23 protein-coding genes are annotated in these 24529 nt (G+C 36.3%); 1 reads left to right on the forward strand and 22 read right to left on the reverse strand.

Features of this window, described 5'->3' with window-relative positions:
- Positions 1-224: 224 nt before the first annotated feature.
- Positions 225-4019 carry a S8 family serine peptidase gene (locus HHU08_RS22390; protein WP_016204812.1) on the reverse strand — a complete coding sequence of 1265 codons (3795 nt, stop codon included), beginning with the start codon at positions 4017-4019 and terminating at the stop codon, positions 225-227.
- A 573-nt stretch (positions 4020-4592) separates the two neighbouring features.
- Between HHU08_RS22390 and HHU08_RS22395 the strand changes: the two genes are divergently transcribed.
- Positions 4593-5027 carry a YwpF family protein gene (locus tag HHU08_RS22395; RefSeq protein WP_016204811.1) on the forward strand — a complete coding sequence of 145 codons (435 nt, stop codon included), beginning with the start codon at positions 4593-4595 and terminating at the stop codon, positions 5025-5027.
- A gap of 157 nt (positions 5028-5184) precedes the next feature.
- Here HHU08_RS22395 and HHU08_RS22400 read toward each other — a convergent pair whose 3' ends face one another.
- From HHU08_RS22400 to HHU08_RS22505, 21 genes are all read right to left on the reverse strand, one after another.
- On the reverse strand, positions 5185-5481 hold the full coding sequence (locus HHU08_RS22400; RefSeq protein WP_016204810.1) for a hypothetical protein: 297 nt from the start codon (positions 5479-5481) through the stop codon (positions 5185-5187).
- A 194-nt stretch (positions 5482-5675) separates the two neighbouring features.
- Positions 5676-6113, reverse strand: a complete 438-nt coding sequence (gene fabZ / locus HHU08_RS22405) for a 3-hydroxyacyl-ACP dehydratase FabZ (RefSeq protein WP_016204809.1) — start codon at positions 6111-6113, stop codon at positions 5676-5678.
- Positions 6114-6347: 234 nt separating this feature from the next.
- Positions 6348-6635: a DNA-directed RNA polymerase subunit beta gene (locus HHU08_RS22410; RefSeq protein WP_235678876.1), complete on the reverse strand. Its 288-nt coding sequence runs from the start codon at positions 6633-6635 to the stop codon at positions 6348-6350.
- A gap of 11 nt (positions 6636-6646) precedes the next feature.
- The gene (locus HHU08_RS22415) at positions 6647-7474 is read right to left on the reverse strand and encodes a flagellar hook-basal body protein (RefSeq protein ID WP_016204807.1); all 828 of its coding nucleotides are present in this window, start codon (positions 7472-7474) and stop codon (positions 6647-6649) included.
- 37 nt (positions 7475-7511) lie between these two features.
- Complete coding sequence (locus HHU08_RS22420; protein ID WP_016204806.1) at positions 7512-8327, reverse strand: flagellar hook-basal body protein; 816 nt, start codon at positions 8325-8327, stop codon at positions 7512-7514.
- Positions 8328-8838: 511 nt separating this feature from the next.
- Entirely contained in the window at positions 8839-9840 is a 1002-nt protein-coding gene (mreB, locus tag HHU08_RS22425; RefSeq protein ID WP_016204805.1) for a rod shape-determining protein, read from the reverse strand.
- 726 nt (positions 9841-10566) lie between these two features.
- Complete coding sequence (gene spoIIID / locus HHU08_RS22430; protein WP_169189380.1) at positions 10567-10839, reverse strand: sporulation transcriptional regulator SpoIIID; 273 nt, start codon at positions 10837-10839, stop codon at positions 10567-10569.
- Positions 10840-11733: 894 nt separating this feature from the next.
- Positions 11734-12579: a M23 family metallopeptidase gene (locus HHU08_RS22435; RefSeq protein WP_101729846.1), complete on the reverse strand. Its 846-nt coding sequence runs from the start codon at positions 12577-12579 to the stop codon at positions 11734-11736.
- Positions 12580-13029: 450 nt separating this feature from the next.
- Entirely contained in the window at positions 13030-14043 is a 1014-nt protein-coding gene (spoIID, locus tag HHU08_RS22445) for a stage II sporulation protein D (RefSeq protein ID WP_169189382.1), read from the reverse strand.
- A 344-nt stretch (positions 14044-14387) separates the two neighbouring features.
- Positions 14388-15695: a UDP-N-acetylglucosamine 1-carboxyvinyltransferase gene (gene murA / locus HHU08_RS22450; RefSeq protein WP_016204800.1), complete on the reverse strand. Its 1308-nt coding sequence runs from the start codon at positions 15693-15695 to the stop codon at positions 14388-14390.
- A gap of 33 nt (positions 15696-15728) precedes the next feature.
- Positions 15729-16478, reverse strand: a complete 750-nt coding sequence (locus HHU08_RS22455) for a YwmB family TATA-box binding protein (RefSeq protein WP_016204799.1) — start codon at positions 16476-16478, stop codon at positions 15729-15731.
- A gap of 202 nt (positions 16479-16680) precedes the next feature.
- Complete coding sequence (locus tag HHU08_RS22460; protein ID WP_169189383.1) at positions 16681-16917, reverse strand: DUF1146 family protein; 237 nt, start codon at positions 16915-16917, stop codon at positions 16681-16683.
- A 408-nt stretch (positions 16918-17325) separates the two neighbouring features.
- Positions 17326-17733 carry a F0F1 ATP synthase subunit epsilon gene (locus HHU08_RS22465; protein WP_016204797.1) on the reverse strand — a complete coding sequence of 136 codons (408 nt, stop codon included), beginning with the start codon at positions 17731-17733 and terminating at the stop codon, positions 17326-17328.
- 20 nt (positions 17734-17753) lie between these two features.
- Positions 17754-19169, reverse strand: a complete 1416-nt coding sequence (atpD, locus tag HHU08_RS22470) for a F0F1 ATP synthase subunit beta (protein WP_016204796.1) — start codon at positions 19167-19169, stop codon at positions 17754-17756.
- A gap of 73 nt (positions 19170-19242) precedes the next feature.
- Entirely contained in the window at positions 19243-20103 is an 861-nt protein-coding gene (gene atpG, locus HHU08_RS22475; RefSeq protein WP_016204795.1) for an ATP synthase F1 subunit gamma, read from the reverse strand.
- A 33-nt stretch (positions 20104-20136) separates the two neighbouring features.
- Positions 20137-21645 carry a F0F1 ATP synthase subunit alpha gene (gene atpA / locus HHU08_RS22480; RefSeq protein WP_169189384.1) on the reverse strand — a complete coding sequence of 503 codons (1509 nt, stop codon included), beginning with the start codon at positions 21643-21645 and terminating at the stop codon, positions 20137-20139.
- Between the two features lie 26 nt (positions 21646-21671).
- The gene (locus tag HHU08_RS22485; RefSeq protein WP_016204793.1) at positions 21672-22208 is read right to left on the reverse strand and encodes a F0F1 ATP synthase subunit delta; all 537 of its coding nucleotides are present in this window, start codon (positions 22206-22208) and stop codon (positions 21672-21674) included.
- The gene (locus HHU08_RS22490; protein ID WP_101729851.1) at positions 22205-22723 is read right to left on the reverse strand and encodes a F0F1 ATP synthase subunit B; all 519 of its coding nucleotides are present in this window, start codon (positions 22721-22723) and stop codon (positions 22205-22207) included. Before HHU08_RS22490 ends, HHU08_RS22485 begins: the two co-directional genes overlap by 4 nt.
- Before the next feature lie 233 nt (positions 22724-22956).
- Positions 22957-23163, reverse strand: coding sequence for a F0F1 ATP synthase subunit C (atpE, locus tag HHU08_RS22495; protein ID WP_016204791.1), 207 nt, complete (start codon positions 23161-23163; stop codon positions 22957-22959).
- A 66-nt stretch (positions 23164-23229) separates the two neighbouring features.
- Positions 23230-23943, reverse strand: a complete 714-nt coding sequence (atpB, locus tag HHU08_RS22500; RefSeq protein WP_016204790.1) for a F0F1 ATP synthase subunit A — start codon at positions 23941-23943, stop codon at positions 23230-23232.
- A gap of 2 nt (positions 23944-23945) precedes the next feature.
- Positions 23946-24341, reverse strand: a complete 396-nt coding sequence (locus HHU08_RS22505) for an ATP synthase subunit I (protein ID WP_016204789.1) — start codon at positions 24339-24341, stop codon at positions 23946-23948.
- Positions 24342-24529 lie beyond the last annotated feature (188 nt).

A 24529-nucleotide genomic window follows, 5' to 3' on the forward strand; every position in this document is an offset into this window, starting at 1 on the left:
GAAGTAGAGCAAAACCTAAGACCCCACAGGCTTTAGCCGAGGAGGCTTAGGTTGCTCCCCGCGGAAAGCGAGTTTCTGTAGCGCAATGGAACGAATTAGTTTTTACACTTGACTATATTTAAAAACATAAATAACCATTGTATAAAAGAAACCTTTATTTAAGAGATAAATTAGAGATTGTTCGTCTTTACAGATTGGCTATTTAGTTTTGTCCCAGCCTCTTCTTATTTATCCTCAGGAATCTTTATATCTTTTCGCTTCTCTTCTTTACTCATCTTATAGAAATAAACAGTTTTTGTTGTTAGATGACCGGCTAAATCTGTTGCTGTGAATTCAAATTCGTTCAAGCCTGGTTCTAGATCTAATTCCACCTTTTTCACTGTTTTTTCTAAACTTCTCATTGCATATGGCTGTTTGAATGTTTGATAATACAGCTCACTTCCATTTAAGGCTAACTGAATTTCATCAAAATTATCCTTTACCGTAACGTGAACAGTTGGATTTTTACCATTACTATTAACAATACGATTACCAGAAAGTCCATTGAAAGAAATAGATGGAGCTTCTGCATCGACGATAAAGCTGCGTTTAAATACTGCCGTATTATCAGCATTATCTGTTGCTTTTATTTCCACGGAATGAACGCCATTATCATAAGGAATTGACGTAGTAAATGTGTACTCGGCTTTTTCCTCATTGTAGACAGTGTCTACTTTTTTTCCGCCAATCGTAAACGCTTTGATGCTAGATTCATCTTTAATTGTTCCGCTAAATGCAATTTCTTTATCTCCATACACCTCTAACGCTTCTGGGGTATTTAGGGAAATTACTGGGATGGTTTTATCCTTCTTCACTTCTTCTGCAACGATACTCGTCTCCTGCTTATTGCCTGCATAGTCATAAGCAACGACTGTTACAGCTGTGCCTTCCTCTACTTCATTTGGTAAAGTATATTCTGTTGTCTCTCCACTCAATAGAGTCTCTAAAATAGATTTTCCATCTACTAAAATATCTAAATGTGAAACGCCTGAGCCATTTTTATTATCTGATGCAGCAAATTCCAACGCTTTATTATCCTCTACTAAAGCTACTTCAACAGACGGACTTACTGTATCAACAATAACTGGAATATCAACTACTTGCGGCTTCGCTCCTGGATAATCAAGAGTAGCACTAATGCGATAGAAATATTGACCTTCGACTAGTTTTCCATTCACCTTACCATCCCATGCCCATTTCGAATCAAGGGCATAACTTGTTCCTCTACCACCATCATAGTAATTTTTTCTAATTTCCTCTTGTGTTCTTAAAGTTCTTACCGTTTTCCCTTTATTATCAATGATTGAAAATTGAACCGTCTTTGCGTTTCTTAAAAACGATAGAACTGGAATAATCTCTTCCTGTACTCCATCGCTATTTGGAGAAATAGCAATTCCCTCTTTTGTAAACTTACTTGTAATAGGATCATATCCTAGGTAAAGGAAGTCTTCCCCTTCTTTCGTCACGGCTCCGGCCATGCCATAGAAAGAAGTTTCATCATATTTCATACCATCCAAAATCGGTGCTTTGTTCCAATCCCCTTTAAATCCGACGTAAGGAACTGTTAATGTTGCATTTGTTTCTTCTGGATCTGTTAAGGTTACATATCCCTCAACAAAGTAACCATTTTCAAATACACGATCAATTGCTACAGGTGTTTCCCAGCTACTTGTTAGAGAAGGATCAATTACTTTTGCATTTTTTAAATCAACAGAAACTTTGATTGTTTTGCTTTTATTTGCCGGAATAGTAATGGTTGTTTGATCACTACCATTTACTTTAATTTTTGCATCCAAAATTTTCTGTGCTTCTAACAAATCAGCGGAATAACCTAATTCCCCGTATGCAGCAAAATCCGTTTGTACATTTGCAGCAACATCATACTTTACCTTTTTATCACTATAGTTTTTCGCTTCTAACGTAAAAGTGAAAGTCTTTCCTACTTCTTTCAATGCAACTTTTCCTTCTTTTGTCTTCTTCTCCGTTACAATAACTGGTGATTGTAACGCTGCATGTAACTGCATAAGACCTGCACCTTGGCGACGTGGAGAATATGGAACATCCCAGTCAAATGCACTGTTCACTGTTCCAATATCTGTTACTGGTTTTGCTGTGTTCATCAATAGATTTTTCGCCATGTTTACTCGTTCAAAACCTGAGACATCAAATTCATTATCCACACGTTCTAACACAAGCGCAGAACCCCCGGAAACATGCGGAGCTGCCATTGATGTTCCACTCTTCATACCATATTGATTATTTTCAAGAGTTGAATAAATTTGTCCACCTGGTGCTGTAATTTCTGGCTTAAAGTCTAAGTTTGGCGTTAGTCCCCAAGACGTGAAACTACTCATTTTTCCAGCCTCTGGATTTGCTGAAGTCGTTTTCTCGCCACCAAATGTAATCGAGATATTTTCTCCAGCTTGAAGAGCTGCCGCTAGCTTATCCCCATCTGTTTTTAATAAGAACAGCTGTGGAATGTTAATACTTGCATCTGTCGCCATGCTAACAAATCCATCTGTATTATTATATATAATGACACCAGCCGCTCCTGCTTGCTGTGCATTGATAGCCTTATCAACGAATCCAATTCCACCTCTTTGAATTAGCGCATAATTATCTTTTACATCAACTGCGGCTAATTCTTCTGGTGTCCCTAAGCCAGCATATACGATCTGGAATGTTTTCTCTGCTACTGTATTTGGATGAACACTGCTTGCGGATAAGAATCCAGCTTGTCCAGACGTATCACCATATTGATAAGAAAGTGCATCAATATCTATGAAACTATTTTCAATAGAAGCCACTTGTAAACTATCATACGCTACACCAGGTGATCCAGAAACACCGATATCTGGATTTGAGCTAGATGGATTCGCAAAACCATTTCCAAAATGAGCAGAGTTTCCAGCAGAAATGGACATCATGATTCCATTTTCCACTGCGCGTTCAATTGCCTGTTGTTCTGGAGCATCAGCAGCAACAAATCCTGCCGTAGATCCTAAACTCATATTAAGGACATCTGCTCCTAATACAATTGCATCATCGATTGCTTTAATATAAATATCTCCCCAAGTAGTAGAGACACTAGGGTCATTTCCGAAAACTTTTAAAGCTAAAAGCTGTGCTTCAGGAGCAACCCCTTTGATTCCGTTATTATCTTCATCTCCATTTGCTCCGACAGTGCCTGCAACGTGCATCCCATGCATGCTTGCCCCTGCAGCGATATCTTGGATAATATCATTCTCATCCATATAGTTATATCCATAAGGAACCTTTTCACTATAGAATTTACCCTGTAGTCCATTTTCGTCTTTAAATTTACTAATTTCTTCTTTTGTTAATTCCTGTTCTGTTTCTTCTGACAGAACCATATCTTTATGTTTTGGATCGATGCCGGTATCAATGACCCCAACAATCATTCCTTCTCCTTTAAAACCATAATCACGCCATGCATCTTGTGCTTGTACAAGTTCTTTACTATAGATCATGTCCGCTTCTTCTTCTGGTCTTTCATATGCTGTGGCAATATGTACTTTTGCTACTTCAGGAAGTTCTTCCATTTTTTCGATATCACCATATTTCATCTCTCCACTAAAGCCATTAAAAATAGTTGTGAAATTTTCTAGCTCTTTAAATTTTACTTTTTTCGCTTTTACTTTTTCTTTCACTCTTTTTTGTTCGGCCAACTTGTCCGTCTTTAATTTTTCTTTTGTTGATTTAGACAATTCTTTTACTTGCTTTGCCTGGGCTTGAGCATATTGCACTGTTGGCTCGGTATTCATTTCAACAACAACTCGGACCGTATCTGTTGCTTTATAAGCGGTCTCAAGCTCGTCCAACTTAATGGTTTGGACATTTAACTGGTTTTCCCTTCCCTTCTTACTAACTACTTTATCTGGTACTGTTGCTGCCAATACACTATTTGAAAATAGCATAAAAAGCATAATAACTAGAACAAATACTTTTCTTAGTTTCACGTTAAAACTCCCCTCTGAACCTTCTATATTTTTGGAATATATCGAACTATATAAAAATATCACAATATTCTTTCATTTATTAAGTGATAAAAGTACTGTCTCTTCCTTTTATTTCTAGTAATTTAGTAAGTAAATATCGCATTATCCTATTTTTTTCGTCAAAAGCAGACGTCATTCAGCTTTTTTTCCATTTTTAGGATGGTTCTATGTATGTAATGATTAGAAAAAAAGCTCTGTAATAAGATCTTTATCTATAAAGTGAAACTGCCATCAGTGGGGAATTTTCTGCAGTTTGAGTTGGGGATCTTACTGCCAGTGAAGAGTGGGATAAAAGTTACAGCTTTAACGAGAAATTCGTTTGAACAAATAGTGAACAATATAGAACAACCTTTTACCAATATAATTTTTAGAACAACTGAAATATTAAAAACAGATTAGGGTGAACATTTTTGTACTATAGATAAGAAAGATCTCTTATTTATGTAAAAACTTAAAAAATTATCCTGTTTAGATGAATTCCTACAGTTAAGGTATAATAGAGAAAATGGAGAATTTGCCCGGGGAGGGATTATAGTGAAAACCTTTAAGCTAATTTCTTTACAGATTCTAACGAAGGAAAAGCTCATACCAATTACATTAATGGATGGATTGATTATAAATAAAGAAGATGATTATAATCATTGGCTAATTGAAGTCTATACAGATTTATCGTCTATCGACTTTCTTGAAGAATCTTTTCAAAAAAAGGAAGAATTGCTTGTCCAAGCCGTTATTACCAAAAAGGCAAATGATCCCGCTCCCTTTGAAGTAATGATTCTGTCTATCCAAAAATTTGGTGACAAAGCAAGTATCCTTTTAGAAGGAACTTTAAAAAGAGATAGAAAAGACTATGCTGAATTGCTGCTCCAATATTTAATCGAAGAAGGTTATGAAGGGAAAAATTTATCCAGTAAATTTACCGAACTGATGCAAAGCAAACCACAGACGTTTTTGGAGAAGAAATTATAAGGGAAAACACAAACGTTTCGTAATAAATCAGGATGTTATTATGGGATGACCAACAAGGCTTCTTACATGAAGAAAGAATCCCCATGCTGTCAGACGTTAAGGAAGGCAAATCCCCCTTCTTCCAATAAGAAAGGGGATCTATAATGGTGAGCCTTTTTTATTCGTCTACATCGTCTTTATCATTAGCATCATCTTTATCTTCGATCATATCTTCACCAGGATCGTTATCATCCGTAGTTGGATCTAGATCATCATCTGTATTCTCATCTGGTACATCTGGTGCGTTGTCGTTATCCAAATCGGTATCTGGAACAACGTCATCATTATCTAAATCATTATCTTCGATTGTCGTATCATCATCCGGTGCTGGACTTTGATCGTCATTGTCACCACATGCCGTTAAAAGCATGGCAGATAACGCCGAAATACCTAATAACTTTATCCATTTAGTCATTCGTTTTACCCCTTTTCTTAAATAAGTATCATAAAGACCATTAATTGGTCAGTAATTAGGTTATCCAAGAAAAGAAAATTATTACGCATTGTTCGCTAATTCCAATAATAAGCAAAATTGTTAAACAAGAAAACAAAAAAAAGAAGGAATGTTTGTATAATCCCAACATGCACTTCCTTCTTCCATTCCTATTATTATGCTTCTGTTTTATCGCCTAAAGCAAACATGATTTCTGCTTCACAAGCAATTTCTCCATCAACAGTCGCTACACATTTTCCTTTGCCAAAGTTTCCACGCACTCTTGTCATTTCCACTTCAAGACGTAGTTGGTCACCAGGATACACTTGCTTTTTAAAACGGCAGCTATCGACTCCAGCAAAGAATGCGAGTCTCCCTTTATTTTCTTCTTTAATCAGCATAGCAACCGCTCCAACCTGCGCTAATGCTTCTACGATTAATACACCTGGCATAACAGGATACTCGGGAAAATGGCCATTAAAATACTCTTCATTTGCAGACACATTTTTAATGCCGACTGCCCTTTTGCCTTCTTCCACTTCCAAAATTCTATCTACTAATAAAAATGGATATCGATGAGGAATAATTTCTTTAATTTGATTAATATCTAACATTTTTGTGACCTCCTACTAATATGTGGTTATATACCATTGTACTAAAAAAAGCTATAAAAAAGGAAGGAATATCCCTTCTCTTTTAAAATGTTTTTACAGAACATAAACCAAGTGCTCCATAGACTTCTTTTTTTTCGAGCAATTTTTCAGATTATGCTTATGCTATCTACACTTCCATTATTCCCCAACAAAAAAAAGGGAATATGTAGTTATTTTTACAAATCCCCTTCTTGTTTACTCTTCATTTATTAAATTGCTGATATGCGCCCACGTTTCATTTTTGAAGGTATCGTTAACTCTTCCATCTCCCATTACACTATACCCTACAATCGCTCCAGCTAGAACACTGACAGCCATTATTAAAATAATGACAATGATGCGTAGCCAGATAGGAAACAGACGAACTCTAATCTTTCGCTTAGGAGAAGCCATTTCTTCTGTATTCTGCTTTTCTTTTTTTTCTTCTTTAAATTCTTCCCTTGTCTTAACCATTTCCTGACTACTGCTATTTAATGCCATCATTATTCTCCTTCTTAACGTATTCCATTCACTAATCCCATCATCTGATCTGCTAAAGAGATGGATCTGGACTGAAATTGATAGGAGCGCTGTGTAGCAATCAGATTAACCATTTCTTTGCTTATATCCACATTGGATTGCTCCAATGCATTCTGTTTCATCGCAATCTCGCTTCTTCTCGCACCGTTTAAATCCATAATTGCTTCATTTTCGTCAGCCATATCTGAAAGTCGGTATAAATTGTCCCCTGTTTTTTCAAGGCTTTGTGGATTATTGGCATACGAGATCCCTAAATTAATGGTTTCCTGACCTCCATTATTAAACTGAACGGTTAAAGTACCAGTTGATGAAAAAATATAATCCTTAACATTATTATTTAATAAAATTGGGTTATTATTCTCATCAAGGATTGCATGCCCTTCTTTTGTCACGAGCATATTCTCATTATCAGAAACAGGAGATAAGTACATCGCTCCGTCTCTTGTGTAACGAACTTCTGTTATACCGCCGTCTTGCACTAGTACTCGATATAATTGCCCTTCTTTTGTCAAGGCTGTATCTAATACCCTATCAGAGGCTTGAATCGATCCTTGTGTCATCACTAATTGTGTTTGAGCAAGTTTAGCGCCTACTCCTTGTCGGATTCCATTTGGAGTCAGACGATTGACTTCCTGAGTCTCATCCTTCTGATTGTTAAATTGCTGAAAAAGCATATCAGTAAACGTCCCATTTTGCTTTTTATAACCAGTAGTATCAACATTAGCCATATTATTACTGATAAGATCCATTTGCTTTTGTAATTGTGTCAAAGTATTACTAGCGGTTATCATCGTTCTATTCATAGCAATCCCCCTTTACTTTTATCTAATGGAAATGGGTTTATATCTTACCGATTTCATTTGCTGCTTGATCCATACTCTTATCATAAGCCTGTAATATTTTTTGATTTGCTTCAAATGCTCGATAGGCTGTCATCATATCTGTCATCGTTTGCGCTGTATCTACATTTGAGTTTTCTAAAAATCCTTGCCTCACTTGGAAATTAACTTGATTATTTGCATAAGCACTTTGGAGAACTGCTCCGTCCTGTGCTCGATACAAACCATCGCCTTCTTTCACAAGCTGTTCTGGTGTATCTGTATAGCTAATCCCAAGGCGATAAGCTTCTCCATTACCACTTGTAATTACACCGTCAGAGGTAACGCTAAAATCCGTACTTGTTAATTGTATTCGCTCATTATTTTCATCCAAAACATATAAACCACTAGCCGTTGTTAAATATCCTTGTCCATCTAAAGTAAAGTTTCCATTTCTGGAGTAAGCTGCTTCTCCATTTGCATTTTGGATGGTAAAAAATAATCCGCCACCAGCATTAGTCCCATTCCCTGGAACATTTACATTTAAAAGTGCTAAATCTGTTTTTAATTCTGTTTGATTAAGGTCACCCTGAGTAAACTTTGGTATAGCTTCCTGCATATAGACTCCTGTTGCCAAATAGCCTACTTGCTCTTTTTCAACAGCGCCAACCCCATTTTTCCTAACACTCTGCTGCAATAATTCAGGGAAAGCTCTCATGGATGATTGATCTGCTTTAAAACCTGGTGTCGTGCTATTAGCCATATTATTAGAAAGCATTTCGGTTTTGCGTTGCTGTGCAAGCATACCGGAAGCTGCTGTATAGAACCCTTTAAACATAACTGTCTCCAATCTATACAAATTTTCGATTCAAACATATATATTCTATTATAAAAAAAATATTCAAATATTACATTAAATTTTGTTGAAAAAAGTCTAAAAATGTTTTATATTCACTATTTATTATATCGGCTTTCCTTTAAAACAATCTACTGGTAGATATAGGGGAAATTCTTGAAGCCACTGAAAAACTGGCCAGCTAAGATCATTTACCGTACCCACTTTTTAATCTTAGATGTTGAATATGTTTTACTTTCAAATATGCTTCCTCCCCCTTTTTATTTTAAAAAACTTTAAGGGATTTTTTCAAGATATTCTATAGAACGAAGGAGTTACATGTCTTTCTCTCTATTCAGCTCATCAACACATAAAAAAATCGGAACAAGAAAAAATTTTCTTAAGTTCCGATTTTTTGGTTTAAGACTTATATGAACGGGTATGAAATAACTAGATTTCATTTTCCTATGCATAAACAAGTAGCTTTGTACTTGTTTATGCTCCCCCATTTTATTTAGCTTAATTTCCTTTTTGCGATACGATCAATGTTATCCAGCATCATCCCTGTACCGATTGCCACACAATCCATAGGATTTTCAGCTACCAACACTGGAACCTTTAGTTCATCTGCTAATAGTAAATCAATCCCGTGAAGTAATGCACCGCCTCCAGTTAAAATAACCCCACGATCGATAATATCTGCTGACAGCTCAGGAGGTGTTCTTTCTAAGACACTTTTTGCAGCTTGTACAATAACAGATACTGATTCTCTCAATGCTTGTTCAATTTCATCCGAATAAACCGTTATAGTTCTTGGAAGGCCCGAAACCATATCGCGTCCGCGGATATCCATTTCTTCTTTTCTTGATCCAGAGAAAACAGTTCCAATATTGATTTTTATATTCTCAGCAGTACGTTCCCCAATTAGTAGCTTATACCTGCGTTTAATGTACTGTAGAATTTCATTATCAAATTTATCTCCAGCCATTTTAATACTGGAAGAAGTAACAATATCCCCCATTGATAGCACTGCTACGTCTGTTGTACCGCCACCAATATCAACAACCATATTTCCGCTTGGCTGGAAAATATCCATTCCTGCACCGATAGCTGCTACTTTTGGTTCTTCTTCTAAATAGATTTTCTTTCCACCACTTTTTTCCGCTGCTTCTTTAATTGCTTTTTGTTCTACACTCGTAATATTCGTAGGACAGCAAATAAGAATTCTCGGCTTAGATAAAAATCCTTTTACATTTAATTTATTGATGAAATGCTTCAACATTGCTTCTGTCACATCAAAATCAGCGATTACGCCGTCTTTCAATGGGCGGATAGCTACAATGTTTCCAGGCGTACGTCCAACCATACGACGCGCTTCTTCTCCAACTGCTAATACTCTTCCTGTATTGCGATCTAATGCCACAACAGAAGGTTCATTTAAAACAATTCCTTTTCCTTTAACATGAATGAGAACATTTGCTGTTCCTAAGTCAATACCAATATCTCTAGCAAACATGATATACGCTCCTCCTTCGTCTTTAGCTTGTCATTTTTTTCATTTTTCATTTCATTTTCCTTATAGAGACAAAGAGCTGGCTTTCACACTATATGTAACGATATCCTCATACTTAAGTTTCATTAAATGACGTAGAACAAAAAACATTTGTCTAGAACGTCTTCTATTCATACAGCTTATAGCGCTTTTCTCTAAACACGCCACCAAATATTTACATCGCTTAAATATGTCTTTCTTATCGCTCTATATTAAATCAACCATTTTTCCCTTTTTGCAAAGTGAATTATGTATGTTTTTAGGTTAAAATTTGTATGTTTTTTTCTCTATCTATTTAAACCACTCTAATTTTTTATTTTATCATACGGATGCAGAAATAAGTAACTTTTTGTCAAAAAAATGCGTTTTTTTTCACAAAATAGACTGTCCAAACACCCTTTAGGAGAAAAAGGATTTTTCAGTCTGTTTCTGTTTTCCTTGCAAAAGAAAAAGGACATTGATCCCAAAGTCCTTTGAAGCTATTATGTACCCTTTATTAGCATTCCTAATGAAGCCTTTTTTATACAAACTCTTTTTCTCTATCGATGGAGTCGCCTCCATCGATAGACTGTTGTAACTCCATGTTTCTGAACTTTCCTTTCTATTAAAAAAATCTTCAGGACAATTTTGGATAAATCACTATCCCATCGTGTTTCTCTCTAATGATGACAAAGCTTGCCCCGTTCTTTCTTACTGTACAATTTCCCCTTCAAGCTCTTCCTTTTTATACTTCATTTTTGTTGCTTCCCCACCGCGTAGATGTCTAATAGATTTATGATAATCAAGGATCTCCTTCACTTCATTTGCTAAATCTGGGTTAATTTCAGGAAGTCTTTCTGTTAAATCTTTATGGACTGTACTTTTGGATACGCCAAACTCTTTCGCTATTACGCGAACCGTTTTTCTCGTCTCCACGATATACTTTCCAATCTTGATAGTTCTCTCTTTGATGTAATCGTGCACACCACTCGCCCTCCCTAAATTGGATGTGAGAAGTGTGAAATGAGACTCGCTCTTCGCTTCATCGAAATTCTTCATCCCGCACGTTTCCTTTCCTGCAAAATACTTTTCTTCATGCGGCAGAAAGTCAAAGGCTTTCTGTTCTTATAATGATTAAACATGTCCTCAACTACATATCCATTTTCTTTTAAACGACCCCTCACTCCAAACTTCCTCTTTGTAAGGTTTGTAACATTTTATTAGCTTGGGTAAGACTTTATGCAGAAAAATATGAATAGGGACAAGGTTTGTCTAAATTTTTTTATTATTCCTTTGATTTTCAACGAGTTTTATAGCTATTTTTTCTATTATGTAAGCTAATTGGAATGAAGTTAACGAAGTTGTAGGAAAAATCTCTTGGTGGAAAGTAAGCTTTTAAGGAGAAATTTCACAGTGAAAATCCTCAGGGATGGAAGTTTTCTTAATAAAGATTATTCAATAAAGTTGGAACATTGATTTTTGTTGGAGTCGTAGGCATATATCGGAAATTAATGATTAATAGAGGGTAAATTATTTCCCGAGAAATTTGTCATTTTCTGTTTCTGAGGGTTTATTTTTTTATGAGCCATTTACTAATAGATAAATTACACTATTACTTATAACCTATTTTCATTTATTTAGTTTTCATTACTACTAAAGGGAATGCGATTTTATTTCAAAATTTTCTTTTTCTAAAAATTGCTGCTCGTCTTCCTTCGACATTTCCCAGGCTTACAATGCCTTTTTTCGAGGAAAAAATAAAGGTTGCTATCAAGTAGCTATTACTTCGCATAAACTTTATTTCATGCTTTGTATTAGCTATTAATAGCAACCTTTTATTATCTGTAACAGCTAGGAATATACCCAGTCTGCTTTCTATTAAGCGTTTGGATCAGTTGATGTAGAACCTTCTGCATCTTCATCCTGATTAGAGTTTGAACCATTTTCTAATGAGTTATCTGTTGGCATTTCTTCTTCAGAAGTGCTTGATTCTTCTACTTCTGATCCAGCCTCTGACGTAGCACCAGAAGTATCATCACTTTGTAGAGCACTTAATGGCTTGCCAAAATAATCAATTGGGTTCACAGCTACATTATCTTTTCTTACTTCAAAGTGAACATGAACACTTGCATCTTGATTCAACTTACTTTTACCAGCAGTAGCTAATGGCTGACCTTTTTTAACTTCATCGCCTACTTCTACTTGAAAATCCTTCACAGATTGATAATATGTTTTAATTCCATTTTCATGGTCAATTTCAATCGTATTTCCTAATAGAGAATCTTCTGCTACTTTCGTAACAGTACCACTAAGGGCAGCTACCACTTCAAATTCACTATCGTCTTCGCGTTTTAAATCGATACCTGTATTTGGTTGATATTGATTATTATAAAACACTAATGATTCGGCCTGTTTTTCTTTACTAGCCGTATTGTCGTAAAATTCCTTTTGTGTAATAAACGAATCTTCCTCTATTACTGGCCATGCAAAATTTTCAAATTCTTTTGCTACTGGTTCTGCAGGTTCATCTGTTTGTTTCGTTGGCATATCAGCGTTATCATATTTATACTTATCTGTTTCTGATGCGCTATTTTGATACCAAAGGACACCTGTTAGAATAATAGCTGCACTTGCGATATAAATGGCTGGAAATGCCCAACGCTTTTTGAAAAAGCTTTTTACTTTTGACTTTGGAGAAGTACGTTTGTTTTCTTCCTCTCTCATTTTATCATCACCTCAGCAATCATTCTGAACAGATAATGATAAATATATACCTACCTGCTAAAAAATTTTTTTAGACTTATTTTTCGACAAAGTTCTTTTTTCTATACATGGAAAAGGAAATTTTTTATTGATGGCTAAAAAGCAAGTCTCGGAATAGAGACTTGCTTGGGTTTGGCTGATATATTTTTGTTTTGGCTGATTTCCGCGCTGCTTTGGCTGATATTTTCTTGTTTTGGCTGATTTCCGCGCTGCTTTGGCTGATATTTTCTTATTTTGGCTGATTTCCGCGCTGCTTTGGCTGATATTTTCTTATTTTGGCTGATTTCCACGCTGCTTTGGCTGATATATTCTTATTTTGGCTGATTTCTGCGCTGCTTTGGCTGATATATTCTTGGTTTGGCTGATTTCTGCGTTGCTTCGGCTGATATTTTCTTATTTTGGCTGATTTCCTTATTTCTGAGCTGTATATTTCGCTAGCATATCATCTGATGCTGTTACTTCTACGCCTTTGTAATAGTATTTTACGATTTCTTCATAGTTTTTTCCGTTGGCTGCCATTCCGTTTGCACCATATTGGCTCATTCCTACTCCATGGCCGTAACCCTTTGTGGCAATATAAATGGTATTTCCCTTACGTTCCATTGTAAAATCAGTTGATTTTAGATTTAACTTCTCCCGAATATCTATTCCTGATATCTCTTTTCCGTTTATTTTTGCACTTGCAATTCGCTTTCCTTTTGTGTATTTAACATCTTCTAATACTTCACTGCCAGATGCTAGCGTAACACCTAAACTTTTTTCGAAATCCTTAACGGGCATTGTAACTTCTCCTTTAAACTTGGGTGAATTGACATCCCATGGACTTTCAACACTTTGTAAATAGGAGATAGAATTAGCCCAAACATCATCTGAGTTTTCCGTATATCCGTTGCTTGTGGAGAAGAATGTGGCATCAATAGGTGTACCCTCATACGTTAAAATTTGCCCCTTTGTAGCCGCTACAGCTTCTTCAATCTTCGTTATATTCTTTTGCCAGTCATAACCGGCATTCTCCCAAATTTTCTTTAGCTCGTCGCGATTGTTATATACTTGATAGTTAATGGTATCGCCTACTAAAGCGCCATCGGGTAAATCTGTTTTTTCTTGACTCGTCATTCTTTTTACAATATATGTTCTTGCTGTTAAGGCTTGTGCTTTTAATGCTTCCAATTCAAATTTTGCTGGCATCTCTGAGGCAACAACCCCAACTACATAGTCTTCTAAGTCTAATTTCTCTACTTCCTGCTTATTTTCCCGATAGACTGCCACTTCAATAGCAGGCTCTGACACTTCGGCAGATTCCGTATTAATCTTTGCCTCTTCCTTTTTATCCTGAATAGAGGGCAGAACAAGGATTGTGGGAACAAGTAAAGTGATGGCAAACAGAATAGCTCCTAGTACGAAGAAAGGTTTGATTTTAATCATGAATTAAAGCCTCCATAAGATAGAAATAAGATCTTCAAAATTGTCTCTAAAACATTCTTATGGAGGTGGACAAGCTTTTATTCCTTATTTTTCTGTTGAAATATACAGGTTTTAACAAAAAAAATGGTTCTAAATATCTCGTTTGTGCATACTATTTTAGCAATCCTGTTATTTAAACACCACATGTTATTTCCTCTATTATATAACATCTAAACGTATTCATGTTTTCAACAGTAATGACATATTTTTTAAAAATAATTTTTCATTATATGTATAATTTTGCCCATAAAAAAACAAACTTTATTTATCTGTACATAATCGATAAATAAAGTTTGCCCTTTGTATTATGCATTTAAATCCGCAACATAACTTGCAGTTAATGTTAATTCGCTTTCTTCCGTAATTCTTTCGATATCAGCGCCTAAAGCAGCTAGTTTTTCATGGAAATTTACATAACCACGATCTAAGTGCTTTAACTCTGTAACACGCGTAATACCATCTGCTACAAGTCCAGATAAAATCAAAGCAGCAGCAGCGCGTAAATCAGTAGCAGCTACTTCAGCACCTTGCAGATTGGTTGGTCCGTTCATTACAACAGAGCGGCCTTCAATTTTCACGTCGCCATTCATACGTCTAAATTCTTCTACATGCATAAAGCGGTTTTCAAAAACAGTTTCTGTAATCATACTTGTGCCTTTTGCACGAAGAAGTAATGCCATCATTTGAGATTGCATATCTGTTGGGAAACCTGGATGAGGCATTGTTTTAATGTCTACAGCTTTTAAATTTTCTGCACTAATTACACGAATTCCATCTTCCTCTTCTTTAAAGACAACACCCATTTCTTCCATCTTGGCAATTAAGGAAGATAAATGTTCTGGAACAGCACCTTGTACTAGTACATTTCCATTCGTAATAGCGGCAGCAATTAAGAAAGTGCCAGCTTCAATTCTGTCTGGAATAATAACATGTTCTGTACCATGCAGAACATCAACACCTTCGATTCGAATTGTTCCTGTACCTGCACCTCTTACTTTTGCTCCCATTTTATTTAGGAAGTTAGCTAAGTCCACTATTTCTGGTTCTTTTGCTACGTTTTCGATAACAGTTGTACCTACTGCTAATGAAGCAGCCATCATAATATTTTCTGTAGCACCTACACTTGGGAAATCAAGATAGATTTTTGCTCCTTTTAAGCGTCCATCTACAGATGCTTCGATAAATCCATTACCAACCTGAACCTTTGCTCCCATTGCTTCGAAACCTTTTAGATGCTGATCAATTGGTCTTGAACCAATTGCACAGCCTCCAGGTAATGCTACTCTTGCATGACCATTTCTTGCTAACAAAGATCCCATTACTAAAACAGATGCTCGCATTTTTCTAACATATTCAAATGGTGCTTCCACACTTAATTCTTTCGATGCGTCAACAGTTACTTCTCCATTTTCAAAATGTACGTCTGCATTCAAATATCGTAATACTTCATTAATCGTATATACATCTGAAAGAGTCGGAACTGATTTAATTATACTTTTACCATCACTTGCTAATAATGTAGCGGCGATCACAGGCAAAACGGCATTTTTTGCGCCTTCTACTTTTACCGTACCATTTAACCTTTTTCCGCCGCGGACGATGATTTTATCCAAAGTCTATTCCCCTCCGCGTCCAATATCTCTATATTAATATTCAATCGTTATGATGGGTGTGCCAACTACAAAGGTAGTTTTTCCTCCCATATCTTGTGTTCTCAATCCTATTTGTACGTTCATTTCCTTTTCACTATTATCAATTCGTTCTTCAAATAAGGGCGTATAAGCGGAGGTGGATATAAAATCATCCTCTTCCAACGCCTCTACTTTTTTTGCTTGAAATGCATTTAGCAAATGGTTAACTTTATAAGGCAAAGTCTCATTCATCTTATCACTGAATTCGCCTTTAATACAAGAGAAAATTGTTGGTTTCCCACGAAATATGTCAGAAATTTTTTTGTTAATTTCCATATCTAACCTTTTCATTTCTGTATCCTCTAACTTCTTCCCTCTCACCTCATACATAATATATGTTTGAACGGCGTCAGTGGTTAAAGAAGTCGTTAAGATTATACTTTCTTCCATTTTGCTACTGGATTGTAACACCATCTTTGCTTGCCAGCTTTGGTGGTTTTTCGTTTCTACCCAGTCACTATTTGGGAAAACTTTGCTTAATTTTGACTGATATGCTTTTGCATCTTTTATGCTTGTAACATTTTCCAGCCTTTCTCTTGCATGCAGAGACCATTCATTTATTGTTACGTTTTCTTGTTTTTGTAAAATTTCATTTATTGTTATTAAATCAGATTTCGTTCTCGCGATAGTGATGTTATTCCCAAATGTAAGACAAGCCAAACCAATCAAAAAGGTTATTATTATTAACGTTTTATTTATCTTCATTGTTATTCCTCCCCCATACTACCATTGTTTCCAAGGAGAAGAATTGCATACTAATGATTAATCGTCACTTTTTGACATGAATAAAACGTTGATCAAGGAACAAACTATTTAAGCACACAAATTGAATTTTACTGAAAAAAAGTAGCAATGAAAACATGTATGAAGACCTATCTTTGTAATTAATTATTTCTTGTTTTGGTAATTACTTAAATATTAATGGTAATTGTTGTGACCAAATTAAGTAGTCGAGTAAAAAATTACTGACAATTGATCCCATTATTACTGCTAGCAATACATACAGTACTCTTGCTTGAAAAACTCGGTTCTTTCGAAGGAATTTCTCAAAATTTAGGGACTGTAATGCCCACCACGAAAGAGCAATAAAAACGATATGTATTAAAATACTCAGTAATGCTTGTTGTCCAAAAGCTTCTACCATTTTTTCCTCCTATCTAGCCTTCTGTTTCAACTCTTATTTGACGTATTGACCTATCAAAAAGTTTCACTTTAATTTATTATTTTTTCATTCTATAAAATGAATATTAATAACCCCTATCAAAAAATGATAAGAGGAATTTTAAAAGCAAGAACAATTCCGGATATTATCTACACTTCGCATACCTCGCCTATGCTTAAGTCTCCTTTGGTTCCAAAGACTAACCCCCGCGGCGTTAATCTCTCACTGCTGGTTATAGGACCAATGCGGGGGAGGTTTAACACAACCAATCTAACCGCCTTGACTTTCTGCAGATTGAGCAAGTGGTTACTGCATGTTAAGAGTGAAGTTATCCTTCATACTTTTTTTAAAAAATTTCATCACACTAAAAAAGCCCCCATAGGGACTTTTTTAGTATTTTTTCTCAACAATGGATATACGATTCATTGCACGTTGAAGAGCAAGTTCTGCACGTCTAAAGTCTACATGCTCCGACTTCTGGGCATGTAACCTTTGTTCCGCACGCTCCTTAGCACGTAAGGCACGATCATAATCAATTTCTTCCGCTAATTCAGCAGATTGAGCAAGTACTGTCACCTGATCTGGGCGAACTTCTAAAATTCCACCATTCACCGATAGATATTCAGAATCTGAACCTTTTTTCAAATGAACAGCTCCTATTTTAAGTGGGGCAACCATCGGAATATGGCCTGCTAAAATGCCAAGCTCTCCACTTTCTGCTTTTGCGATCACCATATCTACATCTGATTCATGCACCGGGCCATCAGGAGTTACTACATTGACTTTAATCGTCTTCATTACTACCCCTCCTGATTAGTTTATACTTCTACACCCATAGATTTCGCTTTTTCTATAGCTTCCTCAATACGTCCAACTAAACGGAACGCATCTTCTGGAAGGTGATCATATTTGCCATCAAGAATATCTTTAAATCCTTTTACGGTTTCTTTTACAGGTACATAAGATCCTTTTTGACCTGTAAATTGCTCAGCAACGTGGAAGTTTTGAGATAGGAAGAATTGGATTCTTCTTGCACGATGAACGATTAATTTATCTTCATCATTTAACTCGTCCATACCTAGGATACTGATGATATCTTGAAGTTCTCTATAACGTTGTAATGTAGATTGCACGTTTCTTGCTACCTGATAATGCTCTTCCCCTACGATTTCTGGTGAAAGGGCACGAGAAGTAGAAGCAAGTGGATCTACTGCTGGATAAATACCCATCTCTGTTAATTTACGCTCAAGGTTTGTTGTTGCATCCAAGTGAGCAAATGTTGTAGCTGGCGCTGGATCTGTATAGTCATCCGCCGGTACATAGATTGCTTGGATAGATGTTACAGAACCTACATTCGTTGATGTGATACGTTCTTGTAGTCTACCCATTTCCGTTGCTAATGTCGGCTGGTAACCAACCGCTGATGGCATACGGCCAAGTAATGCAGAAACCTCAGAACCAGCTTGCGTAAAGCGGAAAATATTGTCAATGAAGAAAAGAACGTCTTGTCCTTGTTCATCACGGAAATATTCAGCCATTGTTAATCCTGTTAAGGCAACACGCATACGAGCACCTGGTGGCTCATTCATTTGTCCGAATACCATTGCTGTTTTCTTAATAACGCCAGAATCCGTCATTTCATGGTAAAGGTCATTTCCTTCACGTGTACGTTCCCCAACACCCGCGAATACAGAAATACCACCATGCTCTTGAGCGATGTTATTAATTAATTCCTGAATTAAAACCGTTTTACCTACACCGGCTCCACCGAATAGACCAATTTTACCACCTTTAATATATGGAGCTAATAAGTCTACTACTTTAATACCAGTTTCTAAAATTTCCACTTGTGTTGATAATTGTTCGAACTTAGGAGCTTCTCTGTGAATAGAATCACGTCTAGCACTTGCTGGGATTTCTGGATCTAAATCTATTGTTTCTCCTAATACATTAAATACACGACCTAAAGTCACATCTCCGACAGGTACAGAAATAGATTTTCCATTATCTATTACCTCTGCGCCTCTTGTAACGCCATCTGTAGAAGACATCGCAATAGCTCGAATTGTGTTATCACCTAAGTGAAGGGCCACTTCAAGTGTTAATTCTACGTTAGAAGTGCTATTTGGACCTTGAACAACTCGTAATGCGTTGTTAATGTCAGGCAGACTTCCTCCATCGAACTTCACGTCAACAACTGGTCCCATAACTTGAAGAACTCGTCCTGTGCTCATTTATTTCCCTCCTAAACTTTCTTAAAGCAGGCTCTGCTAAAACTTTAAAGTCTAGCAGAACTTATTTATCTCATTATTCTAAGGCTGCAGCTCCACCAACGATTTCCGTAATTTCTTGTGTAATAGCTGCTTGTCTTGCACGGTTATATTGTAAACTTAGATTACCTATTAATTCTTTCGCATTATCAGTAGAATTTTTCATCGCTGTCATACGTGCAGAATGCTCACTTGCTTTACTATCTAGTAAAGCACCGTATAGTAGACTCTCTGCATATTGTGGTAATAGAACATCGAGAATTTCTTCTGCTGATGGTTCGAACTCATAAGATGTTAATGTAGTATTCGTAGCATCCATTTCTGTTAACGGAAGAACCTTCTTCTCTACTACATCCTGTTGAATAGCACTTACATAATGACTGTAATAAACATAAAGTTCATCGAAAGTACCATCATCAAACATGCCTACAGCTTTGCTTGTTACATCTTTAATATCTAGGAAATCTGGTAAATCTGGTATACCAACAACATCCAAAATGACATTATGTCCTTGTTTTAATAGGAAGTCTCTCCCTATTCTTCCAATAACAATAATGGCATACTCATCTTTAGATTGATGCCGCTCATTTATCGTTTGATTCAATTTTCTAAGTACGTTACTGTTGTAGGCTCCCGCCAATCCACGTTCTGAAGTAATAACAAGATAACATGTTTTTTTCACAGGACGTGATTGAAGCATTGGATGGCTAACGCCTGAGCTTCCCAGTGCGACAGAATGTGTCACTTCTTCCATTTTAGACATATACGGAATAAATGCTTTAACATTAATAACCGCTCTGTTCATTTTAGCCGAATACACCATTTGCATGGCTTTTGTAATCTGACTAGTCTTTTTTGTTGAGTCAATACGAGCTTTTATATCACGTAAAGATGCCAAAGATTCTCACCACCAATCTTTAAGTTTGCCTTCTTATTCAGAAGCTACAAACGTTTTTTTGAAATCATTAATTGCTGCTTTCATCTCATCATCAGATGGAAGATCTTTTGTCGTAACAATATGTTCCACCACTTTTGTATGATTGTGATCTAGCCAATTTAAGAATTCTTCTTCGAAACGTCTAATATCCACAACAGGAATATCATCTAAATGACCACGTGTTAGTGCATATAGAATCGCAACTTGTTTTTCAACTTTTAACGGTCTATTAAGATCTTGTTTCAATACCTCTACTGTACGAGCACCACGATTTAATTTATCTTGTGTCGCTTTATCTAAATCAGAACCAAATTGAGCAAATGATTCAAGCTCACGGAATGATGCAAGGTCAAGACGTAATGTTCCCGCAACCTTTTTCATTGCCTTGATTTGCGCAGAACCACCAACACGAGAAACGGATAAACCGGCATTTATTGCTGGACGCACCCCAGAGAAGAATAGATCAGATTGTAAGAAAATTTGTCCATCTGTAATCGAAATTACATTTGTTGGAATATAAGCAGAAACGTCTCCAGCTTGCGTTTCAATAAATGGAAGAGCAGTAATAGATCCTCCACCTTTTGCATCACTTAATTTTGCAGCACGCTCAAGTAGACGAGAATGCAAGTAGAAAACATCCCCTGGATAAGCTTCACGACCTGGAGGACGACGTAGTAATAGAGACAATTCGCGATAAGCAGATGCTTGTTTTGTTAAATCATCATATACGATTAAAACGTGTTTGCCTTCATACATAAACTCTTCACCCATTGCTACACCTGCATATGGAGCTAAGTATAGTAGTGGCGCTGGTTGAGAAGCAGATGCTGTTACAACGATTGTGTATTCTAATGCACCATTTTTACGAAGTGTTTCAACAGCGTTACGTACGGTAGATTCTTTTTGTCCGATTGCTACATAGATACATACCATATCTTGGTCCGCTTGGTTAAGAATTGTGTCGATCGCAACAGATGTTTTACCTGTTTGACGGTCACCGATAATTAATTCACGTTGACCACGACCGATTGGCACTAGTGCGTCAATTGCTTTAATCCCTGTTTGAAGTGGCTCACTTACGGATTTACGATCCATAACGCCAGGTGCTAAAAATTCGATTGGACGTGTTTTTGTTGTATTAATTGCACCAAGTCCATCTACTGGTTGACCTAGAGGGTTTACTACGCGTCCGATTAGCGCATCCCCTACTGGAACTTCCATGATTCTTCCAGTACGACGAACTTCATCGCCTTCACGAATATCTGTGTAAGGACCAAGAATAATGATACCTACATTACTTTCTTCTAGGTTTTGTGCTAAGCCCATTACCCCATTAGAAAATTCAACAAGTTCTCCAGCCATACAGTTATCTAGGCCATGTACACGAGCAATACCATCACCAATATTAATTACTGTACCAACTTCGCTTACTTGAACTTCCGATTGGTAACTTTCAATTTGCTTTTTTATAAGAGCACTGATTTCTTCCGCTTTGATGCTCATGCGTTTCACCCCTATCTAAAGAATTACTATCCTAATAATTGTCGTTGTAGACGGTTTAGCTTCCCTTGAAGACTACCATCATATATTTGATTACCGATTCTTACCTTAATTCCACCTAATAGGTTAGAATCAATGATATTTTCAATATTTAGCGATATTTTCCCAACTTTTGCAGCGAATGTAGCTGAAATAGCTCTTTTCTCATCGTCTGTTAACGGTTTGATTGAATATACTTTTGCATCTGCAATCCCTTTTGCTTCATTAACTAGTGCTATAAATTGATCACATATACTAGTAATCATCTCTTCCCGATGGCGATCAATCAATAGCATTAAAAGGTTTTGAATATACTCGCTTGCAGAAGCAAATGCTACTTTCACCATTTCTTTTTTCTTTTCTAATGAAATATTAGGAGATTGGAGAAATGTATGAATTTCAGGTGAAGAGGTTACTAGTGTTCTCACTACTCGCACTTCTTCATCCAACTGATCGATCTGTCCGTTTTCTTTGGCGATTTGGAAAAGGGCTAAAGCATAACGCTTTGCAACACCTGTATCCATCATCGTTTCTCGCCTACCTCTTGAATGTAATCATGAATTAACTTTTCTTGGTCTTGCTCGTTTAATTCTTTTTCGATCACTTTAGAAGCGATTAAAACAGAAAGAGAAGAAACCTGATCGCGAATCGTAGCAACAGCTTTTTCTTTTTGCTGTTCGATTTCTACTAGAGCAGAATTTTTAATACGTTCTGCATCTTTTCTAGCATCGTCAATGATCGTTTCTCGTTGAGCGTCAGCCTGCTGTTTCGCTCTATCAATTAACTCTTGTGCGTCATTACGCGCTTCTTTCAATAACGCTCTTTGTTCTTCTAATAGCTTTGCTGCTTCATGTCTACTTTTCTCGGCATTATCTATTTCATTTGCAACAAATTCCTCACGATCCTTCATCATTTTCATTAAAGGACCCCATGCGAATTTTTTAATTGCCCACAACAATAATAAGAATGATACTAATTGAACGATTACATCACCGCCCGCGAAATTCATTGCGGCACCTAATACTAATCCATTTGTGAACACGCTTGATTCACTCCTTTCAGGTAATGTTTTTATAACATACAGGAAACCTTTATTCGCTTATGGAAAAAAGGTGAATATGCTTATTTATAAAATAATAGGAACAATTTTTAGCTATTAACATACTCATTTGAGCGTACTTTTTTGTGAATTGTTGGTTTTAAATAAAGGAATGGCGAAGGTTCTTATCGAATGATCTTCGCCATAACTAAGGAATAATTATTATTCTTATTCTATTAAAGAACCATAAATGCGATAACAACCGCCATGATAGGAATCGCCTCTACGAATGCAACCCCGATGAACATTGTTGATTGAAGCATACCTCTTGCTTCTGGTTGACGAGCAATCCCTTCTACTGTACGAGAAACGATTAAACCGTTACCTAAACCTGCACCTAGTGCTGCTAAACCAATTGCTATTGCTGCTGCTAATGAACCCATTATTAAAATCCTCCCTAAATTGTAATTATTATAAAGTTTGTCCAATTTCTGAACTGGGTATATATATTAATGGTCTTGACTTACTTTATGAGCCATGTAAACCATTGTTAATAAGGTGAAAATAAATGCTTGGATACTACCAATAAAAATGGAGAATCCTTGCCATACCATTGTTAATGGGAAGGCTGCGATTGTACCTAAAACATTTGTTTTTGCTAAACCATTTACTAGTAAGTTTAGTAGAACCTCACCCGCAAAAATGTTTCCGTATAAACGAAGACCAAGTGTGAGGGTATTAGAAAATTCCTCCACTACCTTTAATGGCAATAAAAATCCTACCGGCTGAACATACTCCTTAAAGTATCCTTTTGTACCACGCATTTTGACACCGTAGTAATGAGTTAAACCGACTACCATGATTGCTAATGTGAGGGTTACCGCAGGATCGGCAGTTGGTGATTTCCACCAAAGCTGATGGTCTACTGTAATAGCAAAAGGTAAACCTAACATATTGGAAATAAAGATGTACATAAGAAGAGTGATTCCTAATACGTGGAATCTTCCGCCATCTTTCCAATCCATGTTATTTTTAATAATATTACGGACAAAGTCCATAATCCACTCCATCAAATTTTGTCGGCCAGTTGGCTTCATTTGAAGATTTCGAGTGAGAAAAAACGCAATTAAGAAAACTATTAAACTTGATACAACAATCATTAAAACATTGGAATAGTTAAAATATAGTCCAAAGTGTTTATAAATTGGTGCTTCATGATGCAATATTACTCACCTCTTTTCTCACCATTCTTATGTAAAATAAAATAACGCACTAAATAATCTGCCATAATGACAATATAAGCTGTCATCAATCCAATTACAACACTTATTAAGTGAACTTTTTGTGGATATTCTACGGCAATTAAGCAAACTATTACTGCTGTAGCCATTCGGGAAATCGTTCCTAAACCATAAACTTTCCCTTCATCTTCAATGGCTTTATCAAATACCTTTGCTCTTCTAACCAGTAAGGTGAGATTGAATACACTGGCACTTGTCCCAACGAATAAACCAAGAAAAACAGATTGATAGGGGGTGAGCGCCCAAGCAAATGCACAAAATGATAAAAAGAAATAAAGGTATTTTTTGACCCTCATATATATCTCAAATAATTGTTCCAATTCTCTATCCTCCTTTATTTTCAGGGCAACACTCTAAACCCGCGAAAAATAAAGCGAAGCAGAGAAAAAGCACATTCCTTTTGTATCATTTTCGGGCATTTTGCGTTCCTATTTACCCTCCAGTTTTGAAGATAAATATAACATTTTTTTCGTCCGCCCCTTAACACTATTAACACTATACCTGTGTT

This window comes from Niallia alba (genome assembly GCF_012933555.1).
Classification (GTDB): domain Bacteria; phylum Bacillota; class Bacilli; order Bacillales; family Cytobacillaceae; genus Niallia; species Niallia alba.

Excerpts from the sequence above, each read along its gene's own strand:
- mreB (WP_016204805.1), bottom strand. The coding sequence starts at position 9,840 with ATGTTTGCTAGAGATATTGGTATTGACTTAGGAACAGCAAATGTTCTC.
- HHU08_RS22410 (WP_235678876.1), bottom strand. The coding sequence starts at position 6,635 with ATGATGGCATTAAATAGCAGTAGTCAGGAAATGGTTAAGACAAGGGAA.
- HHU08_RS22465 (WP_016204797.1), bottom strand. The coding sequence starts at position 17,733 with ATGAAGACGATTAAAGTCAATGTAGTAACTCCTGATGGCCCGGTGCAT.
- spoIID (WP_169189382.1), bottom strand. The coding sequence starts at position 14,043 with ATGATTAAAATCAAACCTTTCTTCGTACTAGGAGCTATTCTGTTTGCC.
- atpD (WP_016204796.1), bottom strand. The coding sequence starts at position 19,169 with ATGAGCACAGGACGAGTTCTTCAAGTTATGGGACCAGTTGTTGACGTG.
- HHU08_RS22420 (WP_016204806.1), bottom strand. The coding sequence starts at position 8,327 with ATGTTTAAAGGGTTCTATACAGCAGCTTCCGGTATGCTTGCACAGCAA.
- atpA (WP_169189384.1), bottom strand. The coding sequence starts at position 21,645 with ATGAGCATCAAAGCGGAAGAAATCAGTGCTCTTATAAAAAAGCAAATT.
- HHU08_RS22400 (WP_016204810.1), bottom strand. The coding sequence starts at position 5,481 with ATGACTAAATGGATAAAGTTATTAGGTATTTCGGCGTTATCTGCCATG.
- atpE (WP_016204791.1), bottom strand. The coding sequence starts at position 23,163 with ATGGGTTCATTAGCAGCAGCAATAGCAATTGGTTTAGCAGCACTAGGT.
- fabZ (WP_016204809.1), bottom strand. The coding sequence starts at position 6,113 with ATGTTAGATATTAATCAAATTAAAGAAATTATTCCTCATCGATATCCA.
- HHU08_RS22415 (WP_016204807.1), bottom strand. The coding sequence starts at position 7,474 with ATGAATAGAACGATGATAACCGCTAGTAATACTTTGACACAATTACAA.
- HHU08_RS22460 (WP_169189383.1), bottom strand. The coding sequence starts at position 16,917 with ATGGTAGAAGCTTTTGGACAACAAGCATTACTGAGTATTTTAATACAT.
- HHU08_RS22455 (WP_016204799.1), bottom strand. The coding sequence starts at position 16,478 with ATGAAGATAAATAAAACGTTAATAATAATAACCTTTTTGATTGGTTTG.
- HHU08_RS22485 (WP_016204793.1), bottom strand. The coding sequence starts at position 22,208 with ATGATGGATACAGGTGTTGCAAAGCGTTATGCTTTAGCCCTTTTCCAA.
- HHU08_RS22435 (WP_101729846.1), bottom strand. The coding sequence starts at position 12,579 with ATGAGAGAGGAAGAAAACAAACGTACTTCTCCAAAGTCAAAAGTAAAA.